The sequence below is a fragment of the Anabaena sp. 4-3 genome, assembly GCF_001597745.1.
Lineage (GTDB): Bacteria > Cyanobacteriota > Cyanobacteriia > Cyanobacteriales > Nostocaceae > Trichormus.
The window spans coordinates 36,166-48,631 of sequence record NZ_LUHJ01000042.1 but is presented as its reverse complement, the minus strand read 5'-3'; the positions used below and the strand labels follow the sequence as shown (position 1 = coordinate 48,631).

The 12,466-nt window shown below is 41.9% G+C and carries 12 protein-coding genes; 1 reads left to right on the top strand and 11 read right to left on the bottom strand.

Features of this window, described 5'->3' with window-relative positions; translation table 11 throughout:
- Positions 1 to 407 precede the first annotated feature (407 nt).
- Positions 408 to 653, bottom strand: coding sequence for a hypothetical protein (locus A3775_RS11430; RefSeq protein WP_156481604.1), 246 nt, complete (start codon positions 651 to 653; stop codon positions 408 to 410).
- Here A3775_RS11430 and A3775_RS11425 point away from each other — a divergent pair.
- Positions 647 to 2,005 (top strand): sensor histidine kinase, encoded by a 1,359-nt coding sequence (locus A3775_RS11425; RefSeq protein ID WP_066380099.1) that lies wholly within the window; start codon positions 647 to 649, stop codon positions 2,003 to 2,005. The two genes, A3775_RS11430 and A3775_RS11425, sit on opposite strands and share 7 nt — an antisense overlap.
- A 207-nt stretch (positions 2,006 to 2,212) precedes the next feature.
- Here the strand turns inward: A3775_RS11425 and A3775_RS11420 are convergent, their stop codons facing one another.
- From A3775_RS11420 to A3775_RS11375, 10 genes are all read right to left on the bottom strand, one after another.
- On the bottom strand, positions 2,213 to 3,091 hold the full coding sequence (locus tag A3775_RS11420; RefSeq protein WP_066380004.1) for an NAD(P)-dependent oxidoreductase: 879 nt from the start codon (positions 3,089 to 3,091) through the stop codon (positions 2,213 to 2,215).
- A 566-nt stretch (positions 3,092 to 3,657) separates the two neighbouring features.
- Positions 3,658 to 4,887 carry a class I SAM-dependent methyltransferase gene (locus A3775_RS11415; RefSeq protein ID WP_066380006.1) on the bottom strand — a complete coding sequence of 410 codons (1,230 nt, stop codon included), beginning with the start codon at positions 4,885 to 4,887 and terminating at the stop codon, positions 3,658 to 3,660.
- A 62-nt stretch (positions 4,888 to 4,949) separates the two neighbouring features.
- Positions 4,950 to 6,059, bottom strand: a complete 1,110-nt coding sequence (gene proB, locus A3775_RS11410) for a glutamate 5-kinase (protein ID WP_066425000.1) — start codon at positions 6,057 to 6,059, stop codon at positions 4,950 to 4,952.
- A gap of 272 nt (positions 6,060 to 6,331) precedes the next feature.
- A complete protein-coding gene (locus tag A3775_RS11405) occupies positions 6,332 to 6,871 on the bottom strand; it encodes a YqeG family HAD IIIA-type phosphatase (protein WP_066380009.1) in 540 nt (179 codons plus the stop codon).
- A 249-nt stretch (positions 6,872 to 7,120) separates the two neighbouring features.
- Positions 7,121 to 7,693: a DUF3727 domain-containing protein gene (locus A3775_RS11400; protein ID WP_066380011.1), complete on the bottom strand. Its 573-nt coding sequence runs from the start codon at positions 7,691 to 7,693 to the stop codon at positions 7,121 to 7,123.
- Between the two features lie 141 nt (positions 7,694 to 7,834).
- Positions 7,835 to 8,293 (bottom strand): Holliday junction resolvase RuvX, encoded by a 459-nt coding sequence (ruvX, locus tag A3775_RS11395; RefSeq protein ID WP_066380013.1) that lies wholly within the window; start codon positions 8,291 to 8,293, stop codon positions 7,835 to 7,837.
- Between the two features lie 70 nt (positions 8,294 to 8,363).
- Positions 8,364 to 9,620 (bottom strand): GNAT family N-acetyltransferase, encoded by a 1,257-nt coding sequence (locus tag A3775_RS11390; protein WP_066380016.1) that lies wholly within the window; start codon positions 9,618 to 9,620, stop codon positions 8,364 to 8,366.
- Between the two features lie 205 nt (positions 9,621 to 9,825).
- Complete coding sequence (locus A3775_RS11385; RefSeq protein WP_066380017.1) at positions 9,826 to 10,026, bottom strand: hypothetical protein; 201 nt, start codon at positions 10,024 to 10,026, stop codon at positions 9,826 to 9,828.
- A 263-nt stretch (positions 10,027 to 10,289) separates the two neighbouring features.
- Complete coding sequence (cobA, locus tag A3775_RS11380) at positions 10,290 to 11,858, bottom strand: uroporphyrinogen-III C-methyltransferase (protein ID WP_066424998.1); 1,569 nt, start codon at positions 11,856 to 11,858, stop codon at positions 10,290 to 10,292.
- A gap of 92 nt (positions 11,859 to 11,950) precedes the next feature.
- The gene (locus A3775_RS11375) at positions 11,951 to 12,424 is read right to left on the bottom strand and encodes a tetratricopeptide repeat protein (protein WP_066424996.1); all 474 of its coding nucleotides are present in this window, start codon (positions 12,422 to 12,424) and stop codon (positions 11,951 to 11,953) included.
- Positions 12,425 to 12,466 lie beyond the last annotated feature (42 nt).

Below are 12,466 nucleotides of genomic sequence, written 5' to 3'. Positions count from 1 at the left end.
GCGGTTTGGATTTTTTAGGATATGCTTAGTCATTCTATCGGAATCGGGATCAAACACATTTAGCTGTCATGAAACATATTTAAACTGAGATTAATGTTTATCTTCGGCTCTGTGTTATCCTCAAGCACTATTTGCACTCTCTAGTGGTAAACAACGATTTTTATGGGAGTGGATGCGATGATCATGACCATTGCTAAGATTGTTGAATCTCCAGAATAGTTCCGAATGTGCTGATCAGCCATCTCACGACATCAAGTTTTATTAACTAATATTTATACTTACGGCAAATTGGGTCTTGAGTGTGTTAACTTCTGAGCATTTTCATCAAGAATTCATAGTTTTTCAAAATTTGGGGATCACTGTGAGTTGTTAATATCAATGATTTTGCTGAGTTCTGGGAGAAGCGATCATTTTGGGCGGATAGGTTGAATTTCTACTATAAAAACACTCAGCTTGCAAGTCCTATCTGGAAAAATTTGCCATTTATGTGAAAAAATTGTGGCGAAAACTATCAGGTTTCTAGTGATGGGTGATGTCCCTGACTCTACTGCTGTAGCAGGTTTACCGCCTTGATTCTCAGCAGTAACTATAGCCGCTAAAAAATTAGCTGATTTTTTGCCAGTCTTGAGCAATGTATAAGTATACCGTGTCACAAGAGTTTTTTTCTCGAATATCACCTCCCGTGTTATCTGTGGGTAGCGATCGCGATTTGCGTCTAGATTCCACGCTGCAAGAACTACCAATGTACACTTTTACAGTCGAAATTAGCTGTATCGGTGCAGAGGTAGGAAAATATTTTGACAAATATCCCTTACTACCAGGGGCTATTATGGTGGAACAGGGGCAGTTCTTCGGGATGATTTCCCGACGGCGACTATTAGAGTTTTTGCTGCGTCCCTATGGACAAGATTTATTTACCACAGAATCCCTTGAGGCTCTGTATAGTTACGCTCGGACAGCGATTTTGTTGTTACCGGAGACAACGCCCATTTTAACAGCAATGCAGCATAATCTCAGGCGATCGCCGGAATTTTTGGCTGAACCTATTGTCATCCAAACAGCCGAAAATACCTACAAATTATTAGATACCCATGAATTGAATATTGCTGCTTGGCAAATTCGCGGCATAGAAACTCAGGTACGGTATGAACGCAGCCAAGCCCAAATGATTCAAAATGATAAAATGGCTAGTTTGGGCAGGTTAGTAGATGGGGTAGCCCACGAAATTTTAGACCCCTTAAATTTTATCTGGGGTAACTTAACTCATATTTCTAATTACAGCCAAGATTTACTCAAACTCATAGCTGCTTACGAAGATAATTTCCCTCAAGGTTCTGAGACGATAAATGCTTTAAAAGAAGAAATAGAATTTGATTATTTAGAACAAGATTTATCTAAAGCCATCAACAGCACTCGTACTGGAGCAGAAAGATTAAAAAAACTTGTCACTAGCTTACAAAATTTTTGTCATATTGATACAGTTTACCCTAAACCAGTAGACTTACACGCTTGTATTGATAGTATTGTAATTTTAATTAAAAGCCATTTAAAAGAAGAAATTACCATCATTAAAAACTACGGTCAACTCCCACCAGTGTCTTGTTTTATGGGGCAGTTGTACCAAGTTTTAATGAACATTTTTACGCAAGCTGTAGATAATTTATTAGATGAGGCAGTCCGGCAACAATTACAACCAGAAACCAACCAAAATCCTAAAAAAGCCACAATTGAAATTACTACAGAAGTGATTTCTCAAACTAATAATTTACCATCTGGTAAAGGCTCTCGCTGGGTATCAATTTGTATTGCTGATAATGGCCCTGGAATGTCCGAAGAGTTACAAAAACAGATGCTCGACAATTTAACTGTAGAAAAAAGAGCCGATAAAGAAACCAGTTTCGCAGTTAGTTATCGAATTATTACCGCAAGACATGGAGGCCAACTAAATTTTAGTTCACAACCAGGTAAAGGTACAAAATTTCAAATCTTGTTACCTTTGGTTTAGTCATTAGTCATTAGTCATTAGTCATTAGTCATTAGTCATTAGTCATTAGTCATTAGTCATTAGTTTTTCTGCCCTCACTCCCACCCTGCGGGTGAATCCTACGGATACGCTGCGCGAGCGCGGTAGCGTCTCTGTTCGCGGAGCGTCCCGTAGGGAAAGAGAAGCAAGCTACATCTCCCCCCACTCCCTCATCTCCCCTGCTTCTTCCTAGCCTCCACTCATTTCTCCCCAATCTTTAATTACAGAAAACAGGGCAGAGTAATCGTCATTGGCGAATGACACTTTCATTGCTGTTTGCAAAATTTTCTGTACAGTTTCGATAGTGCTAAGATCCAAACCTAGAGATTGAGCTTCAGAAATAAACAAATCTGTATCTTTAAGTAAATGCTTGGTGGGAAAATTCGGATTGCTGTAGTCGCCGGATAACATCCTTGATAGCTTTTTGTCAAAAGTAGGGGCGTAAAGCGCACTGTCGCGTAATACTTGCATAAACAAGTCTACATCAACACCTTGATGCTGCACAAAAGCCAAGCTGAGAGCAAAGCTAGTAGTTAAGGAGGCAATTAATTGATTTAAAGCTAATTTCAAAGCTGCCGCAGTTCCCACAGGCCCGATTAACACCGGTTCTGGATCAAAATTTTTCAGTAAATCCAAGTAACGTTGATACTGTTCAGGTTTAGCACCTACCATCACCTTCAGCTTACCTGCTTTAGCTTCGGGGATGCTACCCAATACGGGTGCTTCCATATATTCACCACCACCACCAATTACAGAATCTCGAATTTCTTGGCTTTGTGAGGGGGTGATAGTTCCCATCTGGATGATTGTGCGCCCTTCTAGGGTGCGCCAAGAAGTATCCGAAAGCAATACATGATAGATTGCTGCGGCGTTAGTCAGCATGAGAATCACACACTCAGCATCCCGAATCGCATAACGGGGGTGTGTTACTACTTCCGCACCAGCTGCTTGCAGGGGTGCTAGTTTTTCTGGGGTGCGGTTATAGGCAACTACCTGTATATTTGCTTCTATCAATCTTTGGGCCATTGGTAGTCCCATGAGTCCAGTTCCCAGAAATGCCACCTTCATTGTTGATGTTCCTTTAGTACAGCGTAGGTGTAGCCAGTTTTATAGATGATTGTGCCATCTTGCGATGGTAGGTTAGGAAGTAGCTATTGGATGGTTCACCAAATTTTCTACTCCCTATACCCGGATCTAGCAATCAGCCACCTGCGGCAAAACTAGCCATAATCAAGACTGAAAGCAAGATTCCGGGACTCAATAGTGTTACTAGCATTAACATGTCATGAGCAGACATAATGATTACTCCCCTCTGATGCTCGATTTGATTGTAATCACTGTTATGCTAGTCCATCTCAAGGGAATACAGCATTCTTACAGAGAGTTTTAAGTTTTCACACCCAGTTGAAAAAGGATTTGGGAGTAGGTATTTAGCATTGCTAAACCCGTACAGGCGTAGGGTATGTACCTTTTTCATGTTTGGTTGTGAGATTTTCTGGTGAATGGTTTACTGATACAGGAATTACGCTACAAGATTTTTTGTTGACCTTTATACCTAAGTGCCACATTTTTGATTGTGGGTTACTCACAGGTCTGTCTTATTGTACCAAAAAACCTTTATAAAAATTTCCTGTTTAATACGGCACGGTTAAACCTTTTAAGGTGGGGTAAGAGTCTTTCTCTAAACCCTTGCTTTGAATTAAAACGCCAAAGTTGCCCATTCCCATAGGATCAATCAATTGGTGTAGTGACTCGCGACGTTGCAGCAATTGCGAAAGTGGGATGTTTTGCTGGGAGAGGGTAGAAATGCGATCGCCTAAACCCAAAGCCATTAAAAACAACCCTTGCTGAATAAAACCGACTGTTTCTAAACCACAATGCTCACCCCATCGTTCCAAGGCGGTAAAATCAACATGGGCTGTAATATCTTGCTGCCCAATATTGATGTAGGGATTGTTGTGATGACGATGGTGATAGTAGCACTGTAGCGTTCCTTGCGATCGCCTGGGGTTGTAGTATCTGTTGGCAGGGTAGCCATAATCAATTGTTAACACATAGCCACGCTGCAAGCGGTCAGCTACTATACTCAACCAATCTAAAGCAGCTAAATTAATCTCACTGCGGTAGCCATCCTCATAACCACCTTGAGTGATGTTAACCCCGACTAAATCAAAATACTCAGCTAGCTTGGGTGTAGAAAGTTCGCCGGTGACTTCTGTAAATGAGGGGGATGAGGGGGATGAGGGGGATGAGGGGGAAACGAAAAAGTTTTCTGCTTGATTTTCTTTTACTTCCTCATCTTCCCGCACAGTGACATAAATCTCTCGCAGTTCACCCGACTCTAAGATAAACTGATGTACTGGCAAAGCATCGACTAATTCATTCGAGAAAAAGCAGCCAACAATCGAGTTAGATGACATCTCCTCCCAGCGACACCAACGCACCGGAAAATCTTGCAGACGTTGCTGTTGTTCTTGCTTTAAGCCGGGAGATTTTTCCACAATAATGTACTGCAAAGCTGCAAAAAAATCAGGATAATGCTGCTGAGTGTATTCTAGAATATGCACAGCCAACAGACCTTGACCTGCACCCATTTCTACCAAATGAAAAGGTACAGGTTGTCCCAAAATTTCCCACATTTGCCAAAATTGTACTGCTAATAATTCCCCAAAATCAGACCCAAGATTGACCGAAGTAAAAAAATCACCACCCTTAAACCCAAATTTCACCCTATTACTAGAATAATAACCATATTCAGAGTGATATAACACCAAATCCATATACTCAGCAAAAGTAATTCGCCGTTGGGGACTGGCAAAAATACAATCAACAATGACTTGATACAACGCCAAAATAGAATTCATACTCAAATTAAACTCTGCGTACCTCCGCGTTTCCTCCGCGCCCCTCTGCGTTTTTTTCCCTCTCACATCAAAACCAAATTATCCCGATGAATCACAGTTTCCGCGCCAGCATAACCCAAAATTGCCGGAATCTCTCTAGAATGACACCCGCGAATTTGTTGTAATTCATTGCTGCTGTAATTAACAAGCCCCCTAGCAATTTCCTTACCGTGAGTGTCGCACAACTGCACAGCATCCTGTGTATCAAATTCACCCTCAACAGTTTTAATCCCAGCCGCTAATAAAGATTTACCAGCTTCCACGATAGCAGCGATCGCACCCACATCTAAATATAACTTCCCAGCCGGCACAAGTCCGTAGGCTATCCAACGTTTACGGGCTGAGGTTGGTTCTGGTTGGGGGAGAAAATGAGTACCTATCGCTTCCCCTTGTAAAATTTTGCTGATATTTTGAGGAAATCGCCCTTGAGTAATCACGGTACGCACTCCGGCAGCGATCGCAATTCTGGCCGCCGAGATTTTTGTTACCATCCCCCCAGTACCCCATTGCGAACCTTGAGAGCCTGTTTGTACCTGTAAGTCTGCCAGTTCTTTCATGTTAGTCACTAAAGAAATGGGTTGAGCATCCGGGACTGCACGGGGATCGGCTGAGTACAATTTATCTACGTCGGTCAGTAAAAATAACCAGTCTGCTTCTACAAGGCTAGCAACTAATGCCGAAAGTGTATCATTGTCGCCGAATTTCAGTTCATCAACGGCTACAGTATCGTTTTCATTGACTACAGGAATTACTCCTAATCCCAGCAGTTCACCAAATGTATTGTAAACATTCAGGTAGCGGCTACGTTGGACTAAATCGCTGCGTGTGAGCAAAACTTGGGCTATGGGTTGTTGTAAGGTGGTGAATAAATCATCATACACCCGCATTAATCGCCCTTGACCAACTGCGGCTACTGCTTGTTTAAGTGCGATCGCTTTCGGACGTTCGGTTAAACCCAACCGCGCACAACCCACTCCCACCGCCCCAGAGGAGACTAAAATGACACGATTTCCCTGCTGTCTTAAATATGTCAGGGTTTCTGCTAAGGTGGCGATCGTTGACAGTGCTAGTTGTCCATTTTCAGGTTGAGTTAGGCTAGATGTACCGATTTTGACAACAATTGTTTTAGTCATTAGTCAGCCCCTTCGGGGAATTCAAAATTCTTGCATTCAAAAATAAATTTACAAATGTAGTAGAGACGTTGCATGCAACGTCTCTACATAGCGCAAAACGTCAACCCTTACATAGATTCAGGGCTGACGCTTGGCTGCTTTATATTTATTTACTATGAGCTAGAGTCTTTTTTTTAGCTGACTCCATTTTATTAATACTTATATTCTCCGATGTTTGAATGTTCACTGTTTTTTTTAATTATTTCTTTAGATTTCGATTTTTTAAGTTTTCGTCAATCTTTGTGAATTTTTGTAGACTGGGAAATGATGGAAGCTCCTAAGATTTCGGAAAACCAAACTTCAAAGTTACGAACGGGATGGGAGCGCAAAGCCGCATCAGGATGGACAATGGGTTCTACAAGAATGGTAAACATCCCTAAACGATTTCCGGCTAAGACATCAGTAAATAAGCGATCGCCTACCATTCCTACCTGATGTACTGGTAAATTCATCGCTTGGAGTGCAGCGCGAATTTTGCGGCGGGAAGGCTTGGCGGCACCCAGGTAATATGGCAGATTCAGAGAACGAGCAATGCCACCAATTCGGGCTTCGCTTAAGTTATTACTCACCAACCACAGCGCGGTGTGGGTTCGCATTTGCTCCACCCAATCCTTGAGTTCTGGGGAAGCTGCTCCTACTCTCAAGGGTACTAAGGTTTCATCGACATCCAACACCAGCCCCTTAAGTTGATAATGTTGAATAATTTCTGGTGTCAGGTTCAAAACAGAACCCGCCAAAACCAAATCAGGCTGTAAAAACTTGTTCCAAGTCATCGTTAACTGCTGTAGGGAAAAAATACAAACTTCAAAATGTCAAAACCTATTTTCTGGAAGATTTTGACATTTTGGCCAATTTTATCTCGATTTCAAGAGTAACTTAATTGCACACAGGTGCAAGCATTAGTCCTCACAAATATTTGCCCTTTTGCCTAGAATTTTTGGGGCTGTGCAGATATAAATGAAAAACCTTAATTAAAAATTTTAAAATGTAGCATTTTAAATTTTAATTATAAATTTTTCATTCTACTCAACTTCATTAAAAAGTTGTTCTTCTAGGAAAGGCTGCACTTGGCGAAATTCTTCTGGTGATAACAACACAGGTTCACCTGTTTTTGACATTCTGGCAAAAAACAGCAGTGGATCAAGAGGTGTATAAATTGCGTACTCTTGTTCGTGATGATAGAAAGTAGTGAGTAACTGTAATTGCTCTGGTTCTAAATCAGCTTCGTCGTCTTCAATTTCTAGGGTAAATAGTTCTGATTCTTCTACCGGTGGTAATTCACCTGCAACCGTTAGCGCATAGGCTGTATTTTTCAGTACCAAGTTTTGTTCTGCTAAGACAGCTTGAGCGGTGCTAAAAATTTCATCGATGATTGCATCATCTTCTACTAAAGTTGCTTGTTCTTCCTCTTCGTCACCTTCCCAGGCAAAAATTTCTATGGGTGAGTCAACAGGCAGCAACAAAACATATTCTTCTTCATCTACTGACAGGGAATGTTCGATATAACATTCTAGGGTTCGCCCTTGCTCATCAGTCAAAGTGATGGAAGTTGTGGGAGCTTGATCGTTATCTTCAGAAAATGGCGAGGAAAACATGGCTAAGGTGTGAGACTTTATGAGTAGCAGCAGTTGGACAAATTGCTTTACTGTTGAATGACATCTTGATGTCCAGCAAATAGCTTCAGACTTAAAGTCAACTGCTATGCAACAGCTTTCAGGATATCATGTTCAAAGGTATCAATACTCTACAGCTGCCACTGAACTCTGAGGGTTAGCTCGTCTAGTATCGAGCCACTGCTGTAAAATCAAAGCTGCTGCTTTGCGGTCAATTAATCCTTTGTTACGTGAAGGTGAGCGATTTTCGCCAATAATTAATTGCTCTGCTTGAAAAGAAGTCAGTCGCTCGTCAACATACTCTACAGGAAGTTGCAGGGCTTTAGCCAGTCTGGTGGCGAATTTCTGGACTTGGCGCGCCTGAAACCCTAAACTACCATCCATTGAATAGGGTAAACCGACAATAAGGACTTGTACTTCACGTTCAATAACTAAGTTGCGTATTTGCATCACATCTTGGTCAAAAGATGTACGCTCAATCGTAGTGATTCCCGTGGCAATCAAGCCTGTGCGATCGCATCCAGCAACACCAATCCGCTTCCGCCCTACATCCAATCCCAACGCTGAAATATACTTGGTCATTAGTTATTAGTCATTAGTCATTAGTCATTAGTTATTAGTAGTTCTCCTCCTGCTCCCCAGTCCCCAGTGCCTAATTTTTCTGCTGTGTATCAGTTGCATCCGACGGGTTGGATGGTTCTATGTGACAGTTTTGACACTTAAATCTCGATGATTCTGATGGGCTTTGTATTGGGATTTCCGAGGGTTGCTGTTGACTGGTTTGTACCCAGGACATCCCACCGGGTATGGGTTTACGGGCTGGCTGTAAACCTTGGAGTACGTCAGTCCATTGAATACCTTCTAAGGAGACTAATTTAGATTCCCGCAGTTTATGCCATACAGAACGGGACATAATCAAGGTATGTTCTATGCGTTTTGCCCCTATCCGTTCTAAATACTCTTCTCGTTCTGGCTGATAGTCGGAAGAAGCCAATTTTAAGCCTTGTTGGGGGAAATCTTGGGCGATGCGAGCTAGTTGGGCTAGTAACTCTGGATATAGCCAAGTATAAGCCGGGTGAACTGTCAGGCTAGCGACATGGGGAGATTCACCTTTACGATCAAGTTGTACTTGAAAATAACCAATAGCGGCTTTGCGTTGGGGTTCAAACACGTAGCCACTCACGACTTCAGTTTTCGTTACCCATTGTTTCACAGCATCAGTTAATGCTCCAAACAAACTGGTTTTAAAGTCGCGGTTGTTGCGATCAAACACTTGGCGCACCAAAGGCGGCATTGATGCTGTATCTAATTGATAGAGTAACTGAGCATCAGCATTGCTGACTGGTAGGAGATTGGGCAAATCTGGTTCGGCTTGTGCTAGTTCTTGTAACAGTTCCGGCTCAATTTCCCAGTATGTCATTTCTGCTAGACGCTGGAATCCGTTGTGACGATATAACGCTAACGCCTCTAAATCATTGACGTTAACTTCCAATAACCAAGTCCGTGCTTCTAAAATCGACTCGAAGCAATGGCGTAAGAGTTGCGAGCCAATTCCTTGCTTATCCGCACTCCGATCCAGCATTACCCGATCAATCCGCCAAGTGGTGCGTGTGCGGTTGAAGGGTGAAACTTGAATCATGCCTAAGAGCATCCGTCCTTGTTCAGCTACATAGGCGAAGAAACTATATTGTAGGGGGTTGGGAAACCAACTCAAAAATTTGAGTAACCCGTACCAGCGTCGTAACCACTGCATTTGCTGATTGACAAAGTTAGCTCCTTTGGGAGTCAAGGCGGCGAAGGAATCTTGAGAGATGCGTTCAATTCCGTCCAGATCCCGGTATTGAGCGGGCCGGATGACAACGCTGAGGTTTTGGGGAAGTAAGGAATTCATTTTGATTTGGGCTGCCATTTAGCCTTAACTAAACTGGGTCAGAGGAACTGCTGCCATCATCTTAACGGCTTTCTGTTCGTTAATATTGCTCCAAAAGGGTGATTTTCGTGTCTTAATCTTGACAAACTAGAAAAAGCAGACTGGTTGAGTACACTTTTGGTATTCACCCAACATAGTCTGCTTTTATTTTATTTGTTTTTTTGTTAATTATATTTTTTCTTATTTAAAGACCTTGACGAGAAACCAGCTTTTCAAAGGTGGCTTGTGTTTGATGTAACAATTCTTCTCTACTATCTTTTTGCTGTGGCTGGAGAGTTGGCACTAGATTGCGAGCTTGCAGAGTCATGTGAAGTTGTAGGTGAGCAACGTATTCACTGATGTCTTCTTTTGCTAAAATCGCGCCCTTGGATAAATTTGATTCCATTGCCACTGTGTTCTCCTTGTCTCTATCTCTAACGCTATTGCTTCACATCATAAAAACTTATCATGTTGTTTGGCTGTTCTTCTTAATTTGCAATGAAGTTTAACGGTTGTTTGCATTTGAGTTAAGGGACTCTTGACTGGGTACTGGGGACTGGGTACTGGGGACTGGGTACTGGGGACTGGGTACTGGGGGGAGATGAGGGAGTGGAGGAGAAAAACTAATAACTAATGACTAATGACTAATGACTAATGACTAATGACTATTTATGAAACACTAGAATTTTCTACCCATTTGATAATTGCTTGACTTAAGCCGTCTAAAGTATATTCTTCGGCTTCGATATCTACACGCCCTAAAAAAGCATGACAAGTTTTTGAGGTTTGAGGGCCAATGGAAGCAAGACAAACTCCTGCTAAAGCATCGGCTATATTACCACTGAAGATAGGGCTGACAAGTTGACAGAAAAACTGCACAGTTTTAGAACTAGCAAAGGTAATTATGTCTACTTGACCATTTTTTAAAGCGAATTCTGCTGCTGGTGCGATATAACTCGGACAACAGGATTGATAAGCGGCAACTTCTATGACTTCTGCACCTTTGGCGGTGAGTTCTTTGACTAAGATTTCTCTACCACCGCTTTCGACTCTGGGAAATAAAATCTTTTTCCCTGGTAGTGCTTCGGGAAAGGTTGCTACTAAAGAGTCAGCGACGAAGTTAGGAGGAATAAAGTCTGGTTGTAGTCCTTGCTGTTGCAAACTTTGGGCGGTTTTTTCACCGACAACTGCAATTTTTACCCCAGCTAATGCACGGGTGTCTTTTCCTTGGCAGTTTAGCCTATCAAAAAAATAATCTACGCCGTTGGTGGAAGTGAGAATTAACCAGTGAAATTCAGATAAGTTATTGATTGCTGTATCTAATGCTTGCCAACTAGAAGGGGGGGAGATTTCTAAGGCTGGCATTTCTATGACTTTAGCACCACAGGCGGTGAGGCGATCGCTAAATTGCTTCGATTGTCCCACGGAACGGGTGACTAAAATGGTTTTACCAGCGAGAGGTAGGTGAGTAGACATAGCTTGGTGGCGAGAATTTTGATTCTGGGAAGCTATTTTCTCAGGTTGTAGGTAATTACTTAACCCTACAACTTCCCCAATCACAATAACTGCTGGTGAAAGGGATACAAGGGCGGTTTTTTCTAGTATATTGCCGAGTTGACCCGTCCAAATTTGTTGCTGTGGAGTTCCTGCCCAACGGATAATAGCTATGGGTGTTAAGAGCGATCGCCCGTGTCGCCGCAACTGATGTACAATTTCCGGTAGGTTTTTGCCACCCATCAAGATGACTAATGTCTCTAACCTTGATAAAGCTTCCCAGTCTAAAGCTTCTGGTTCATGGGCGGTAAATACTGCAAAGCAACGACTCAAAACGGGATCTGTTAACGGAATACCCGCTAGCAAAGGCGCAGCTAAAGCTGAGGAAATTCCCGGTATAACTTCAAATTCACAGTTATTTGCTTTTAAAGCTTCGATTTCTGAAGTACAGCGTCCAAATATAAACGGATCACCTGATTTGAGCCTGACGACTTGTTTACCGTCTTGACAGTGCTTTATCAGTAATTGATTAATCTCTGTTTGGGGTGTGCTGGGTTTGCCGCCACGTTTCCCCACATCTAACTTTAAGCAATCCGGGGGTACACATTTTAATAATTGCTCATCAACTAGGGCATCGTAGACTAAAACCTCAGCCACTGCCAGCAGATTATCAGCTTTTACTGTCAGGTACGCCACATCTCCCAACCCTGCACCTACAAGGTAGACTTTGCCTGTGTTAGTCATTAGTTATTAGTCATTAGTTATTAGTCATTAGTCATACCCAGGTACCCGACTTCTGGAAGAAATCGGTTATCTATATCCTTAGTTAATTGTATCTAGCTGGATTTAACGCTCATTTTTTCTAATAGTTGCCTAATTCTTTCAGCTTTTAGAGGTTGACGTTGTTTTTGAAATAGTTCTTGAGATTTGATTAAATTAGCCTTTGCTGATTCTGGCTGATTTTGCTGCATCAAAATATTGGCTAGGCGAAGATAAGCTTCAGGATTTTTAGGACTACGTTGAATTACTTCTTGGTATAATTCTGTGGCTTGGGCGATTTTGTCTTGAGCTTTTAAAACATCACCTAAAAATAAGCGCACCACATCATTAGTAGAGTTGATAGCAATAACTTTCTGAAAAGCTGCTTCTGCCCCTTGATAATCTTTTTGTTGATACAGGTTAACGCCTTGTTGGAATAAATTAGCAGTAATTAAGGTTTTTGCAGCAAAATAAATCAGGAAAGCAATACTAACAACTACTAAGATAATCGCCACAAGGTTCATGTTATTGAATTCTAAGTTGTTAAGCATAGTTATCTGTAATTTAATGGCAAACTCGGTAAATTTATCCTT

What these genes read in the sequence shown, in the direction of transcription:
- A3775_RS11405 (WP_066380009.1), bottom strand. Translation starts at nt 6,871, where the DNA reads ATGACTTGGAACAAGTTTTTACAGCCTGATTTGGTTTTGGCGGGTTCT.
- A3775_RS11400 (WP_066380011.1), bottom strand. Translation starts at nt 7,693, where the DNA reads ATGTTTTCCTCGCCATTTTCTGAAGATAACGATCAAGCTCCCACAACT.
- A3775_RS11390 (WP_066380016.1), bottom strand. Translation starts at nt 9,620, where the DNA reads ATGGCAGCCCAAATCAAAATGAATTCCTTACTTCCCCAAAACCTCAGC.
- cobA (WP_066424998.1), bottom strand. Translation starts at nt 11,858, where the DNA reads ATGACTAACACAGGCAAAGTCTACCTTGTAGGTGCAGGGTTGGGAGAT.
- A3775_RS11420 (WP_066380004.1), bottom strand. Translation starts at nt 3,091, where the DNA reads ATGAAGGTGGCATTTCTGGGAACTGGACTCATGGGACTACCAATGGCC.
- A3775_RS11415 (WP_066380006.1), bottom strand. Translation starts at nt 4,887, where the DNA reads ATGAATTCTATTTTGGCGTTGTATCAAGTCATTGTTGATTGTATTTTT.
- proB (WP_066425000.1), bottom strand. Translation starts at nt 6,059, where the DNA reads ATGACTAAAACAATTGTTGTCAAAATCGGTACATCTAGCCTAACTCAA.
- A3775_RS11385 (WP_066380017.1), bottom strand. Translation starts at nt 10,026, where the DNA reads ATGGAATCAAATTTATCCAAGGGCGCGATTTTAGCAAAAGAAGACATC.
- A3775_RS11375 (WP_066424996.1), bottom strand. Translation starts at nt 12,424, where the DNA reads ATGCTTAACAACTTAGAATTCAATAACATGAACCTTGTGGCGATTATC.
- ruvX (WP_066380013.1), bottom strand. Translation starts at nt 8,293, where the DNA reads ATGACCAAGTATATTTCAGCGTTGGGATTGGATGTAGGGCGGAAGCGG.